14 protein-coding genes and 1 pseudogene are annotated in these 14,693 nt (G+C 28.4%); all 15 read left to right on the forward strand.

The window, feature by feature from the left end; genetic code table 11:
- Window positions 1-35: 35 nt before the first annotated feature.
- The 15 genes and pseudogenes from feoB (at window position 36) to H8R92_RS04725 (ending at window position 14,328) form a co-directional block, all read left to right on the forward strand.
- Window positions 36-2,180, forward strand: a complete 2,145-nt coding sequence (gene feoB, locus H8R92_RS04655) for a ferrous iron transport protein B (RefSeq protein WP_186834827.1) — start codon at window positions 36-38, stop codon at window positions 2,178-2,180.
- Between the two features lie 32 nt (window positions 2,181-2,212).
- Window positions 2,213-2,350, forward strand: a complete 138-nt coding sequence (locus H8R92_RS04660; protein WP_022211373.1) for a FeoB-associated Cys-rich membrane protein — start codon at window positions 2,213-2,215, stop codon at window positions 2,348-2,350.
- Window positions 2,351-2,436: 86 nt separating this feature from the next.
- Window positions 2,437-2,820: a (deoxy)nucleoside triphosphate pyrophosphohydrolase gene (locus tag H8R92_RS04665; RefSeq protein ID WP_022211374.1), complete on the forward strand. Its 384-nt coding sequence runs from the start codon at window positions 2,437-2,439 to the stop codon at window positions 2,818-2,820.
- Between the two features lie 212 nt (window positions 2,821-3,032).
- Window positions 3,033-3,698 (forward strand): hypothetical protein, encoded by a 666-nt coding sequence (locus tag H8R92_RS04670; RefSeq protein WP_022211776.1) that lies wholly within the window; start codon window positions 3,033-3,035, stop codon window positions 3,696-3,698.
- A gap of 11 nt (window positions 3,699-3,709) precedes the next feature.
- Entirely contained in the window at window positions 3,710-4,018 is a 309-nt protein-coding gene (locus tag H8R92_RS04675; protein WP_022166746.1) for a DUF4094 domain-containing protein, read from the forward strand.
- Window positions 4,019-4,142: 124 nt separating this feature from the next.
- Complete coding sequence (locus H8R92_RS04680; RefSeq protein ID WP_022211777.1) at window positions 4,143-4,673, forward strand: 2'-5' RNA ligase family protein; 531 nt, start codon at window positions 4,143-4,145, stop codon at window positions 4,671-4,673.
- A gap of 197 nt (window positions 4,674-4,870) precedes the next feature.
- A pseudogene (locus H8R92_RS04685) lies at window positions 4,871-4,981 on the forward strand (DNA-binding response regulator); the annotation flags it as partial.
- 358 nt (window positions 4,982-5,339) lie between these two features.
- Entirely contained in the window at window positions 5,340-6,287 is a 948-nt protein-coding gene (locus H8R92_RS04690) for a hypothetical protein (RefSeq protein ID WP_186834828.1), read from the forward strand.
- Window positions 6,288-6,436: 149 nt separating this feature from the next.
- The gene (locus H8R92_RS04695) at window positions 6,437-6,985 is read left to right on the forward strand and encodes a VanZ family protein (RefSeq protein ID WP_186834829.1); all 549 of its coding nucleotides are present in this window, start codon (window positions 6,437-6,439) and stop codon (window positions 6,983-6,985) included.
- Between the two features lie 131 nt (window positions 6,986-7,116).
- Entirely contained in the window at window positions 7,117-8,094 is a 978-nt protein-coding gene (locus tag H8R92_RS04700; protein WP_186834830.1) for a LacI family DNA-binding transcriptional regulator, read from the forward strand.
- Window positions 8,095-8,263: 169 nt separating this feature from the next.
- The gene (locus tag H8R92_RS04705) at window positions 8,264-9,709 is read left to right on the forward strand and encodes a sucrose-specific PTS transporter subunit IIBC (protein ID WP_186834831.1); all 1,446 of its coding nucleotides are present in this window, start codon (window positions 8,264-8,266) and stop codon (window positions 9,707-9,709) included.
- A 114-nt stretch (window positions 9,710-9,823) separates the two neighbouring features.
- On the forward strand, window positions 9,824-11,311 hold the full coding sequence (locus tag H8R92_RS04710) for a glycoside hydrolase family 32 protein (RefSeq protein ID WP_186834832.1): 1,488 nt from the start codon (window positions 9,824-9,826) through the stop codon (window positions 11,309-11,311).
- Between the two features lie 263 nt (window positions 11,312-11,574).
- Entirely contained in the window at window positions 11,575-12,204 is a 630-nt protein-coding gene (locus H8R92_RS04715) for a hypothetical protein (RefSeq protein ID WP_186834833.1), read from the forward strand.
- A 96-nt stretch (window positions 12,205-12,300) separates the two neighbouring features.
- Window positions 12,301-12,828, forward strand: a complete 528-nt coding sequence (locus H8R92_RS04720; RefSeq protein ID WP_186834834.1) for a hypothetical protein — start codon at window positions 12,301-12,303, stop codon at window positions 12,826-12,828.
- A 150-nt stretch (window positions 12,829-12,978) separates the two neighbouring features.
- Window positions 12,979-14,328 carry an MATE family efflux transporter gene (locus H8R92_RS04725; RefSeq protein WP_186834835.1) on the forward strand — a complete coding sequence of 450 codons (1,350 nt, stop codon included), beginning with the start codon at window positions 12,979-12,981 and terminating at the stop codon, window positions 14,326-14,328.
- The last annotated feature ends 365 nt before the right edge of the window (window positions 14,329-14,693 follow it).

Here is a 14,693-nt window from a genome sequence, read left to right on the forward strand (position 1 = left end):
AAATAGTTATATATTAGAAAGAAGTGATTGATAAAATGACAATAAAAATTGCATTGGCTGGTAATCCTAATTGTGGTAAAACAACACTCTTTAATAGTTTGACAGGTTCTAATCAATTTGTAGGTAATTGGCCAGGGGTAACTGTAGAAAAAAAAGAAGGAAAATTAAAAGGGGATAAAGATGTTAGTATAATAGATTTACCAGGTATTTATTCATTATCTCCATATACTTTAGAAGAAGTTGTAACAAGAAATTATTTAATTAAAGAACGGCCTAATGTAATTTTAAATATTATAGATGGAACTAATCTTGAGAGAAATTTATATTTAACTACACAACTAATGGAACTTGGTATTCCTGTGGTGGTAACAGTAAATATGATGGATATTATAGAAAAAAACGGAGACAAGCTGAATACGAAGAATTTATCTAAGGAGCTTGGATGTACAGTAGTTGAAATTTCAGCGTTAAAGGGAACAGGTGTTATGGAAGCAGCTAATAAAGCTGTAGAAGTTGCTAAAAGTGGTGTACTTCAAATTCCAAAACATAAATTTGCAGGATGCGTTGAACATGCATTAGCACATATTGAAGAGGCAGTGATTCATAATTTGCCAGAAGAGCAGCAACGTTGGTATGCCATTAAGATATTTGAGCGTGATGAAAAAGTTATTGAACAATTAAAAATAGCAGAAAAAATAGCTACTCATGTGGAAGAAGATATTAAAAGATGTGAAGATGAAATGGATGATGATGCAGAAAGTATAATTACTAATGAAAGATATGTATATATTTCATCTATTATAGAAGATTGTTTTGTAAGAAGGAATAAAGGTGGACATACTGTTTCAGATAAGATTGATGAAATAGTAACTAATAGATGGTTAGCACTTCCTATTTTTGCAGTAGTAATGTTTATAGTTTATTATGTTTCAGTTACAACAGTAGGTTCAATTTTAACAGATTGGACAAATGATACGTTGTTTGGTGAATGGATTATTCCAGCAGTACAAAATGGCTTAGATGCTATAAGTTGTGCACCGTGGCTATCAGGACTTATAGTTGATGGTATTATTAGTGGGGTAGGAGCAGTACTGGGTTTTGTACCGCAAATGCTTGTATTATTTGCTTTCTTAGCTTTCCTTGAGTCTTGTGGATATATGGCGAGAATAGCTTTTATCATGGATAGAATCTTCCGTAAGTTTGGACTTTCTGGAAAATCATTTATTCCAATGCTTATTGGAACAGGATGTGGAGTTCCAGGAATAATGGCTTCTAGAACAATTGAAAATGATAGAGATCGTAAAATGACCATTATAACTACAACATTTATTCCATGTAGTGCTAAGCTACCTATTATTGCTTTAATTGCAGGAGCATTATTTAATGGAGCCTCATGGGTAGCACCAAGTGCTTATTTTATAGGAGTAGTAGCAATTATTTGTTCAGGAATAATATTGAAGAAAACAAAAATCTTTGTTGGAGAACCAGCTCCATTTGTTATTGAATTACCAGCATATCATATGCCAACAGTTTCGAATATATTAAGAAGTATGTGGGAACGTGGTTCATCGTTTATTAAAAAAGCTGGAACAGTAATTTTACTTTCTACAATATTTATTTGGTTTTCTGAAAATTTTGGTTTTGCTGATGGTGGATTTGGTATGGTAGATAATATGAATGATAGTATTTTAGCAGCTATAGGGGGTATTTTAGCACCGCTATTTAAACCTTTAGGTTGGGGAAATTGGAAAGCTACTGTATCAGCAATTACAGGACTTATTGCTAAAGAAAATGTAGTTGGAACTTTTGGTATTCTTTATGGATTTGGTGAAGTTGCAGAAAATGGATCAGAAATTTGGGGTAGCTTGGCAGGTAGTATGACAGCATTGGCAGCATATTCATTCTTAATATTTAATCTTTTATGTGCACCATGTTTTGCAGCTATGGGAGCTATTAAGAGAGAAATGAATAATGCTAAATGGTTTTGGTTTGCCATTGGTTATCAAACATTGTTAGCATATTGTGCATCATTATGTGTTTACCAAATAGGTATGTTATTTACTGATGGAATATTTGGTATAGGTACAGTAGCAGCAATTATTATAATAGCTATATTCTTATATTTGTTCTTTAGACCATATAAAGAAAGTGAAAACTTAACTGTAAATTTAAAGGCATAGTAAATCTTTAAATATAATATGGAGGGATTCATATGGGAACTGTTATAGTAGGAATTGCCTTACTGGTAGTAGTAAGCTTAATTGTTAGAAAAATGATTAAAGATAAAAAACAAGGTAAATCCATTCAATGTGGTTGTGATTGCAAACATTGTGGTGGACATTGTCATTAATTAATAAAGCCTCAGCAAATGCCGAGGCTTTTTCTTATGCACTAAATAATATATAATAAATTAAAACTACAAAGGAGAATTAGATTATGATTGATGTAGTAGCTGCTGTAATAGTGAAGGATAATAAGTTTTTAATAACAAGAAGAGCGCCTAAGTTAAAGCTTGAAGGAATGTGGGAATTTCCAGGTGGAAAAGTAGAGCAAGAGGAAACGCCAGAAGAAGCTCTAAAAAGAGAACTGGTGGAAGAATTAAAAATTGAAACTGAAATAGGTAATTACATAGAGACAAGTATCTATGAATATCCTAATGTAACAGTAAAGCTTATGGCGTATTTTGCCACAGTGATTTCAGGAGAAATAAAGCTAAGTGTCCATGATGAAGCAAAATGGATAAGTATATCTGAAGTAGAAAACTTTAAATTTGCACCGGCAGATATACCTTTTATAGAAAAATTAAAGGAAGTTTTATGATAAAGTAATAAGAAAGAGGTTATTAAAGAAATTAGTAAAGCACCTATAAATAGGTGCTTTTTTTATAGATAAAAAACGTGAACTGAAAAATATATAATTAAAAAATAAAAAAAATATTACCACAAAATACCAAAGAAATATACAAATTTTGACACAATTTCCTGAGATAATTTGTTATAATCTTATAGATAAAGTCATAGGGGGATGAATAAATGAACAATGAAAAAGATAGTAATAAGCTAGTAACTATTAAAGAAAAAATAGTTACAGCAGTTAAGGAAAATAAGAAAAGGACTATTGCAGCTGCTTTATCTTTAATTTTAGGGATAAGTGTTGGTACAACAAAAAATATTTCTAAAGAAGAACATAATAATAATATTAAAACAATTGCAGCAATTTCAGAGCAAGTTAACCAATGTAACAATGAATATAATGAGCTTGAAGAACATATCCATAAGCTTACTGCAACTAAAGATGAATTAACTACCAAGCATACAACATTAACTACTACAGTAAGTTCTTTAAAAACTCAGATAGCCACAGAAGAAAGTAGAATAGCATCTGAAGAAAAAGCTAAGGCTGAAAGAGAAAGACTAGCAGCAGAACAAGCAGCTAAGGAAGAAGCAGCCAGAATAGCAGCTGAACAAGCTGCCAGAGAAGAAGCGGAAAGGCTAGCAGCTAGTCAAAATTATGCAAGTTCATCAAAGGGATATGTGGCAACGGTAAATGAAGATAATATAGGATCTATGGTTTGGATAACAAAAACAGGTTCAAAATACCATAGTCATGGAAATTGTGGGAATTCAAAATATGTTTCACAAGTTACAAGAGAAAGTGCTGAAGCAAGAGGCTTAGACCCATGTTCTAAGTGTTATTAGGGGGAAATACAATGGAAAATAATTTTAAAAAGGAAAATAAAATGAGCTCTTACAGAAATAAGAGTATATTACTTTGTATTATTACTTTTCTTATAGGTTTTATGTTTTTAGACTTTGGAAAAAGGGATAATTCAAAAGAGGTAGAAAATATGAAATTTTCTTTAGAGAGCGTAGAAGCACAAGTATATAAGAAAGAATCAGAGAAATCAAGTTTAGAATCGCAAATAGAAAATTTAAAAAAGAATATTAGTAATTTAGAAAGTGAATCTTCTAATTTACAAAATAGATTGGAAGAATTAAAAAATACAAAAATACAATAATATAAGTATAAAAGAAAAGTTTACATCAAAAGGTGTAGACTTTCTTTTTAATTATTATATAATTTGAAAAGATAATAAAGTAAACTACTTTATTAGTCAATAGTAAAATAAAAGGAGATAGAGTATGAGATATGTTGTTGTGACAGTGGCGGATGGAGAAGCAGGAGTTTTTAATAAAAAACTTAGTGCTGAAGCATTTGAAAAGTTTAAGGTTAAATCATCAAAGTTACCTGCACATATTACCTTAAAAGCACCTTTTGAAACAGAAGAGCCTATAGAAGTATTAGAAGAGGCAATAGAAAAATATATTAAAGACAAAAAAGCAATACCTTATGAAATTAAGGGGTTTGAACATTTTGATAATAGAGTTATTTATATGAATGTTATTGAAAATAAGGGAATGAGAGATTTTCATAAAGGTTTTGTAAAGGCCATAAAAGAAGTAAATTATATAAGCTTTGGAAGCCATGAAGGTGAAAATGCAATATTTCACGTAACAGTTTCATCTAAAAAAGTTTCTTTCGTATTTGATGAAATGTGGCAATGGATCAATCAATTCAATTGTAATTATAATGTTTTATTAAATAATATTTCCATATATAAGTGGCAGGATAACACATGGAAGATTCATAAAAGATTTGAATTAAAAGAATAAATATGACATATCAAATAAGTACCTTTGAAGATAGGTACTTATTTTTTAATTTAAAAAGGTTTGTAGCATAAAGTTTGTGGAAATAATTAAATAAAAAGGTATAATATACAGGTAAAGAGGTGATGGTGTGAAAAATATAATGATAATTGAAGATAACAGAGAAATGAAAGCAGAACTAATAAGTTTTCTTGGAATATATGGATGAAATTATGAGTATAAATTTAGGTGCCGATGATTTTGTAACCAAGCCATATAATACAGCAGTGCTTTTAGCGAGAATTTCATCACTTTTAAGAAGAACATCTAGTTATAATCTTTAATACTTTAGTAATTTCAAAGTATAAGTTAATAGATTTAATAAATTCATCAAGAAAAAGTGAAAAAATCACTGTAAGAAGTGCAGGATTATCCTTTACAATTCTTATAGCATCAATAGTTATCCTGGTAGTAGCATATTATTTAGCATCAGTTACTAATCTTGATTTTAATGATTATAGATTCTTAACTTCAATTTTCTTAGGAATAATAGGCACATTAGGGTTTTTCTTTGGTGCATCATCAGTATTACTTCTAATACTAAAGAAAAGTGATAATTTATATTATAATAATTTAAATACATTTACCATAAGACAAATAACAAATAAGTTTAACACTAATTTTATATCCATGGCAGTAATTTGTTTAATGTTATTTGTAACCATAGGAATATTAACCACTGGTTTGAGTATGAAAAAATCTTTTGAAGAAATTACTAAGAAGTTTACTCCTTATGATTTATCTTGTTCATTAAATAAAGATAATGAAGAAAGTAATATTCCAATAGAAGAGGCTTTAGCTAAATATCATATTATTTTAGATGAAAATACTGAATATATAACAATGAATACTTATATGATAGATTTTAGTATTAAAGATTTACTAGGTAAGTACACAGACACTGGCTCTGAACTTATTAAATTTAATCCAGTTTTTGAAAAAGCACAAGTTATATCGGTGACAGATTTTAACAAAAATAGAAAGTTTTTAGGTGAAAAAGAACTACAGTTAAATAATGATGAAATTTATCTAGCTTCTAATTTAGAAAGCATGATTCCAACCATTGAAAGATTCTTTAAGGAAAATAATCAAATTATTATTGATGGAAAAGCATATGATATAAAGGAAAAGAAGGTGCTAGATGATTCATTAGGTACAACAGGAGCTAGCAATAATATATTTTCTTTTATTGTGCCAGATGATTTCTGCAACAATTTAACTGCTGATAGTGAATATATTAATATTAATTATGTAGGTGAAGGTAAGGAGCGGAAGAAAGAAGAAGTAGCTAAAATATTAGAAGGATACATGACCATAGAGCCAGGAGTCATAGGTGATGACATTAAGTTGTTAGCTATGAGCAGAGAAATAGCTTATGATTCTAATGTAGGAATGTCAACAATAATACTTTTTGTAGCAATTTATATAGGAATAGTATTTTTACTTTCCAGTGCAGTGGTTTTAGCTATTCAACAGTTGGCTCAATGTAATGATTCCATGGAGCGTTATGAAGTATTAAGAAAAATAGGAGCTTCCAGAAGACAGATTAATCTGGTAAAAATATCACCACAGTATTGATATTAATAATTATAATTATCAATAAATATACAATTGTAAGTGAATTGATGGGAAATATTTGGATATAATTAGTAAATATAAAATAATAATAGTTATGAATAGAAGGTGATATTATATTTACTATAACAAGAATAGAATTTATTTCAGTAATGTCAGCAATTATTTTACTTTTAAATTTAAAAGTGCTAGTTAAATTAATAATATATAGAGAGTTTGACCATAAGATTAAAGAAAAGGTTATGTATTTAATTTTTAGCTTATATATCACTATTTTAGCTGCAGTGGTATATTTTCCAATTCCATTAGCCTTTGGTAAAAACGTCATAAGGAAATTAGCTAAAATTCACTTAATACCTTGGGAAAGTACTATCAGTATTTATAGGATTGGTGGTATAAGTGAAGTAATTACCAATGTAGGTGGTAATTTAATTTTAGTATCTCCATTTATATTTTTTATTTGCTATCATTTTAGGAATATTACGTTTAAAATAAAGCAAATTATAGCAATGGCTTTTACAATATCTTTATTTATTGAATGTAGCCAGGTTGGTTTGTCATATTTAGTTGCCAATTTAAGTAGATCATTTGATACCATGGATTTACTTTGTAATACCATTAGTGGACTTTTAGGTTATTACTTATATAAGGTATATAGCAGAATAAATATAAGCTACTCAATTAGAGAGAAAGTAGTTTAGTATTGATACCATAGAAAATCTTAGGCTAAAATTAAAAAAATCAGTAAATGTGTAAATTGCATTTACTGATTTTTTATTTATTAATATAATTAAAATTGGTAATAAAACGATAGACAAGGGAGTATGTAAATATGGCCACAATGAAAGATGTTGCAAAAGAAGCAGGGGTAGCAGTAGGTACAGTTTCTAAGGTTATTAACAATATACCAGTTAAACCAGAAACAAAGGTTTTAGTAGAAGAGGCTATAAAAAAATTAAAGTATGAGCCTAATGTTTATGCTAGGGGTTTAAAAATTAATAAAACTAATACTGTAGCTGTAATTTTACCAACAATTTGGCATCCTTTTTTCAGCGAATTAGCTTATAATATTGAGAAATGCCTAAGAGAAGTAGGCATGAAGATGATTTTATGTAATTCTGAAAAAAATCAGCAAAGTGAAATAGAATATATATCTATGGCTAAACAAAATAAGATGGATGGCATTATTGCAATAACCTATAGCAATATAGATGAATATGTTTCAGAAAAAATACCATTTGTAAGTATAGATAGATATTTCTCTAAAGATATAACGTATATTTCCAGTGATAACTTTCAAGGTGGAAAATTAGCAGCAGAAAAGCTTATTGAAGCAGGTTGTAAAAATATAGCTTATATAGGTCGTGGATCGAAAATAGATAATGCCACAAGAAAAAGAAAAGAAGGATTTATAAGCTATTGCACAGAAAATAATATTAATTATAGTATATGTGAATTACTAGGAAGTGCCAATGAGTTTGAAATTTTACTAGATGAATTTATTGAGGAAAATTTTAAAGAAAAGATAAAGATAGATGGAGTTTTTGCAGTAACTGATAGACATGCATTGGATTTTATTAAAAGGTTAGAAAATATAAATGTTAATGTACCAAAAGATGTTCAAGTTATTGGTTTTGATGGAAGTAGATCATTTAGCCAAGATGAATTTAAAATATCTACCATTAGGCAACCCGTTGAGCTGATGGCTAAAAAATCAGTGGAAGCATTAATAAATATAATTGAAGACAAACCATTAGAAAAGAAGGTAATTCTTCCAATAAATTTTATAAAAGGATATACAACTAAATAAATATTAAGAAATAGATTTCCTAAGTTAGAATTTTGCTTAGGAAATTTTTCTTAAAAAATACTTGACTATATGATGAAAACGTATTAATATTTAAATGTAGCAAAAATGAAACGTTTCAAGTAAATGAAATTATTACTAAAAAATCTTTTGTCATATAAGGGAGATGGACATGAGTAAAAATTATAATCAAATAAGTAAAGAAATATTAGAGTATGTAGGTGGAAAAGAAAATATCATCAGTGCTGCACATTGTGCCACAAGATTAAGATTAGTTCTTAAAGATGATAAAAAAATTAACATTAAGGCCATTGAAGAAATGCCAGCAGTAAAAGGTAATTTCAATACTTCAGGACAATTCCAAATAATTTTAGGTTCGGGTGTTGTTAATGAAGTTTATAAAGAATTAATTAAAATGGCAGATATATCTGAAGGAAGTAAAGAAGAATTAAAGAAAGAAGCTGATAAAAAGCTAAATCCAGTTCAAAGATTAATTAAATCTTTAGCAGATGTTTTTGTACCGGTACTTCCAATTCTTGTGGCTGCAGGATTATTGATGGGTATAAATAATATTTTAACTTCTCAAGGTTTATTTATAGAAGGACAATCTTTAATTGAGGCTCACCCACAATTTAAAGATTTAGCAGAAATGATTAATACATTTGCCAATACAGGATTTGCATTCTTACCAATATTTTTAGGATTTTCAGCTACTAAGGCGTTTGGTGGTAATCCATATTTAGGAGCATGTATAGGTGCTTTAATGATTCATGGTGATTTATTAAATGGTTACAGTTATCCATCAGCAGTTATTGAAGGAACTGTACCATATTGGAATATATTAGGTTTTTCTATTCTTAAAGTAGGATATCAAGGAACAGTACTACCAGTTTTAGCATCATCTTTTGTATTAGCAAAAGTTGAAAAGACATTACATAAAATAATACCATCAGTTTTAGATAATCTTTTAACACCATTATTTACAGTATTTATTACAGGATTATTAACATTTGTAGCTATAGGACCAGTAATGAGATTAGCTGGTGATGGAATTACAGCAGGATTAATAGGTTTAATTAATACATTAGGACCAATAGGAGGAGCTATATTTGGATTCTTCTATGCACCAATAGTTATAACAGGTATGCATCATAGCTTTACAGCTGTTGAAACTCAATTATTAGCAGATATAGCAACAACAGGTGGATCATTTATTTTCCCAGTTGCAGCAATGTCAAATGTAGCACAAGGTGCAGCAGCTTTATCAGTACTTCTTATTCTTAAAAAGGATAATAAAATGAAAGGTATAGCATCAGCATCAGGTATTTCAGCTTTATTAGGAATCACTGAACCAGCTATATTTGGAGTTAACTTAAAATTACGCTATCCATTCTACGGAGCAATGATAGGTTCAGCAGTTTCAAGTGCATATATAATGTTAACTAAAGTATTAGCATTAGCTCCAGGAGCTGCAGGTTTACCAGGTATAATATCAATAAGACCAGATTCAATGATAAATTATATTATAGGTATGGCTATTTCTATGGGGGTAGCAGTGGTATCTACTATTATTTTAGCTAAGACTACAGCAAAGAAAGAAAATTTAGAAGTAGCATAATGTTATGAAGATATAAATAGGAGGAATTAGAGCATAATCTAATACCTTCTATTTTTGGCTTAATGATTTCAGTTTATTAGATTAATAGTTTATATAATAAGGAGAGAAATTTTAATGAAAGAGTGGACAAGAGAAGAACGTTATAGAACAATATTAGAAGCAAGTGATGAGGAAATGGCAGTATTAAAAGAAAAGGTAGATGGTTGCCCATATAGACAAAAATTTCATATTCAGCCTACAACAGGGTTACTAAATGATCCTAATGGTTTTGCATATTTTAATGGAGAATATCATTTATTTTATCAATGGTTCCCTTTAGGACCTGTACATGGAATTAAACACTGGTATCATGTTTCATCAAAAGATTTAGTACATTGGAATGATTGTGGTGTTGGTATTATTCCTAGTGAATATTTTGAAAGTCATGGAGCATTTTCTGGTAGTGGCTTAGCTGAAAATGATAAATTATATTTATTTTATACAGGAAATACAAGAAATGATAAGTGGGAAAGACATCCGTATCAGTGTTTAGCAATTATGGATGCAGAAGGAAAAATAACTAAGCATCCTAAAGCTATTGTGGAAGAACTGCCAGAAATATATACTGATAACTTTAGAGATCCTAAAGTATTTAAAGAAAATGATAAATATTATTTTGTAATAGGAGCTGAAAGAAAAGAAGGAAATCTTGGGACTATAGCAGTATATGGATCAGGTGATTTGATAAATTGGAATTATAAAGGTGAAATAAAAACAAGCTTCTTTGGGAATGGATTTATGTGGGAATGTCCTGATTACATAAAGATTGATGATAAAGGTGTTCTTATATTTTCACCACAAGGGTTAGAAGCTAATGGTGATAAATACAAAAATATTTTCCAATCAGGGTATTTAATTGGAAATAAAATCGATTTTGAAAACCTAGAGTTTAATCATGGAGAATTTAGAGAATTAGATAGAGGATTTGATTTTTATGCTCCACAAACTACAAAAGTACCAGATGGAAGATATATATTAGTTGGTTGGATGGGATTACCTGAAATAGCATACCCTACAGATGAAAATGGATGGGCACATTGCTTAACTATTCCAAGAGAGTTAAGTTTAAAAGGTGATAAACTACTACAAAAGCCAGTAAGAGAGCTTATATCATTAAGAAGAAATGAAAGAGCCATGACATATACTTTAAATAATGAGGAAACTACCATAGAAGATTTTAAGGGAAATGTATATGAATTGGAATGTAGTTTTGAAAATATCGCAGGTAAGAGAGTTGGTCTTAAATTAAGACAAGGTATAAAAGAAGAAACAGTATTTTACTATGATTTAGAAGAAAAGAAATTAGTTTTAGATAGAAGTCATTCAGGAAAAGATTTTGCAGTGGAGTACGGTAGAGAAAGAAAATGTTCATATGAAGGTAAAGATTTAAAATTACAAGTTTTTGTTGATATATCATCAATAGAGGTATTTGTTAATGATGGAGAAGAAGTATTCACAGCAAGAATCTTTACAGCTAAAGATAGTAGTAACATAAGCATTTTTGCCCATGGTAAGACAGATGTTAATTTAAAAATATGGGATTTATATTTAGATGAAAAATAGTATTTAATTAAAGAGCTATAATAAGTTTACTTTTTAAAAAGGAGCTTATTATGGCTTTTATTATTAATGTAATAAATAAGTTTATTGATTATAATTAAATATTGCTTAGATATAAAAATAAAGTTATAAAAGTGTATAAAAAATATACAAGTATTACGATAATTAATAGGTGTATTATTAAGGCCTGGGGAAAGTTAATAAAATGATTAGCTGAGAAAGCCATAGCTGGGAAAAGAGCTAAAACTATTAATTCACAAGCAGCTTTGAAGGAATTGACGGAAGTATTAAATGAAGTGTTGGTAGGAAGATTAGATGCAATTTATAATGAAAGAGAAAAGATGTTCCAGCAAGGTAATTATGAAGAAGTTCAATTTAGAGACTATGAGATTTTTAAAAATAGATACTACAGTGAAATAAAAGAAAAGTTTTTTGAAGAAGTAAATAATAATGTGAAGAATACCATTGAAGATTCATTTAGCAATATTGAGTTATACATGAAGAATTATTTTAATGAAAAGAAAAATAATGAAATAATGAGAAGAAACATTAAAGCAGTTGAGACTTTTGTTATTCTTAAGGAGATTTTTAAGCGTAATGAAATTCAATGGGCCTTATTAGATATAACTAATAGAATAGAAAAAAGTCAGTCTAATAATTTCACAATAATAATAGAAAAAACTCAATATAAAATGGCTCTAGCTCTATTAAATATAATTGCTTTAAAAATTGATGGCACTACCAAAAGAAAAATATATAAATTAAACAATATTAAATTTAATGTCACTACAGAAGTCAAGGACAATGAAGAGGTATATAATTTAAAGAACTATAAGATTAAATATTACTTAATTGAAAATGAAAGAATTCCAGGATTGATAAAAAGAAATAAATAAGTAAAATAAGCAGGTGTAAATATTAACTGATGGTTTAATTACTTTTAAAAATATTGTGTATGAAAGTAATTAAACAAAGTATGGAGGATTAAAATAATGATAGCAATAGGTGAAAAATATGATGAATTGGAATTTATTAAGTTTGGAGAAATGTTATTAGTAAACCCAAATGAAAAATTAGAACAAGCTCACTTCTTTATTAAAGAAAAAAATGTAAAGATAAATGAGTTAAGTAATAATAAATGTATACAGTATGAAGTGCGGTATTTTACAATAGGAAGAGTTACATTATATTTAATGTTAGTTATATTTGATGACAATTATGAGAGTATTTATGGTCAATGGATTAATATATGTAATCAAACAGACAGAAGAAATTTTCTTGGGCTTAATTTTACAGATAATATTTATTTTGTTTTACTTTCTGAGGGGAATACAGTTAAATATGTACAGAGCGTTGAAAATCCATTTAAGAACAGGATGAAGGAGATGTGTAGAAAAATAGATAAAGATAAAGCTTGGAGTAAAAAGGAATTTGAAATGGCAGTAAGTACTTTTAATGGATACAAAAGTAGAAGAGAATTTTATGAGGAATTATTAGAAAATCAGATATACCCAGAATAAATGATAAATATGGAAAGAATTATGAAAAAATATTTAATTGATCAATATTGAAAAGAGAAACTTTGGAGGTAATTGAATTTATAGCTAAAAGATTTAATATTCGTAAGGATTTAATTAAAATTTATTTTAACTACAGAAAGGAAGGATGCAATGGATATAAAAGAAGTTTTAAATGGTAATATATTTAAAGTTTGGGCAAAATTCATCATAGCATCTGTTGTTGGAGTTGTCTTAAATACAATTTATACAATGGTAGATGGAATATTCATAGGGCAAGGTGTTGGTGAAGTAGGACTTGCCGGGGTAAATATAGCTTGGCCAGCAGTAACGCTTGTTGTAGGTATAGGACTTATGATAGGAATTGGTACAAGCAGTATAATTGCTATTTATATGGGGAAAGGAGAAAATAAAAAGGCTGAAAAAGTATTAGGTACAGGTGTTACTTTAATTGTATGTATTGGTGTAGTAGTAACAATCTTAGGTTTATTATTTAGAATGCCAATAATAAAACTATTAGGGGCAACAAGTGATACTTTAGAAAGTGCATTAGATTATTACACAATAATATTTATAATTGCAGTGCCATACATATTTGCTACAGCATTAAATCCTATAGTTAGAACTGATGGAAGACCTGATTTATCAATGATAATGATAGGTATAGGGGCTATAGCTAACATAGTATTAGACTGGATACTTGTTATGAAGCTAGGTTTTGGTGTTAAAGGAGCTGCTATTGCAACAAGCGCAAGTATACTAATATCAATGAGTGTATCTTTATATCATTTTATAAAAGGTAAAGCTACTATTAAGGTTAAAAAAGAAAACTTAAAAATTCATATGGAAATAGTAAAAAGAATACTTAAGATAGGTTTTGTAAGTTTCGCAATACAGATTTCATATGGAATTATTTTATTAACACAAAATAGAACTATGTTTACTTATGGAAGTACTATTGATGTGGCAATATATACAGTTGCTACATATATAAATTGCTTTTTAGTAAATACATGTATGGGTATAGCACAAGGATTACAACCATTAATAGGTTATCATTATGGAGCTAAGAAATTTGAAAGAATGAAAAAACTTGTTTATATTACAATAGGTATATGTATAGTATCTGGTATATTAATTTATACATCAATACTACTTTTTGGTAGAGAAATGATTGCAATTTTTGGAGTGAGCAGTGAATATATTGAATCTGCTTATGAAATGATAAGAATTTATTGTATAGGTAGTCCAGCCATAGGAACTATCTTTACCATTAGTGGATATTATCAAGCTATAGGCAAAAATACATATGCTAATATAATATCAATAGGAAGAGGATTTGTTTTTCAATTTATATTTACATTAGCTTTACCTCCATTTATAGGTACTATAGGAGTGTTTTTATCATTACCTTTAGCAGAATTAATAACTATGATGATAATTGTAGCAATTATAATTATTGATAGAAAAAATAGCAGTTTAGAATTAATAGAAAATTATTAAGTTAAATGACTGGTTTGAATTAAAATTTCCAACCAGTCATTTATTTATATTTGGCTCTGTTTATGGTGTAGTTGAAGCAGACGAAGTTTTTTTAACACCGACAAAGAAACTGTACGAACTAATAAAAGATTTTAAGATAAGGAAACAAATATGTAAATAAATTTAAATTTATTTACATAATTACTGGAATTATAATCCATAAATTATGTATAATAAGAATATAAAGTTTTGAACAATTGTATTAAGTTACGAGTTGGGTCAGGAGGTGAGTTAGTGCAAAAAGAAGTATTACCAAAAGAAGTAATCTTTAATTTAGTTCCTATTTTATATTTTATTATTCCTATAGTTTTAGGAATAGTTACTGG

It is taken from the genome of Clostridium lentum (genome assembly GCF_014287815.1).
Classification (GTDB): domain Bacteria; phylum Bacillota; class Clostridia; order Clostridiales; family Clostridiaceae; genus Clostridium; species Clostridium lentum.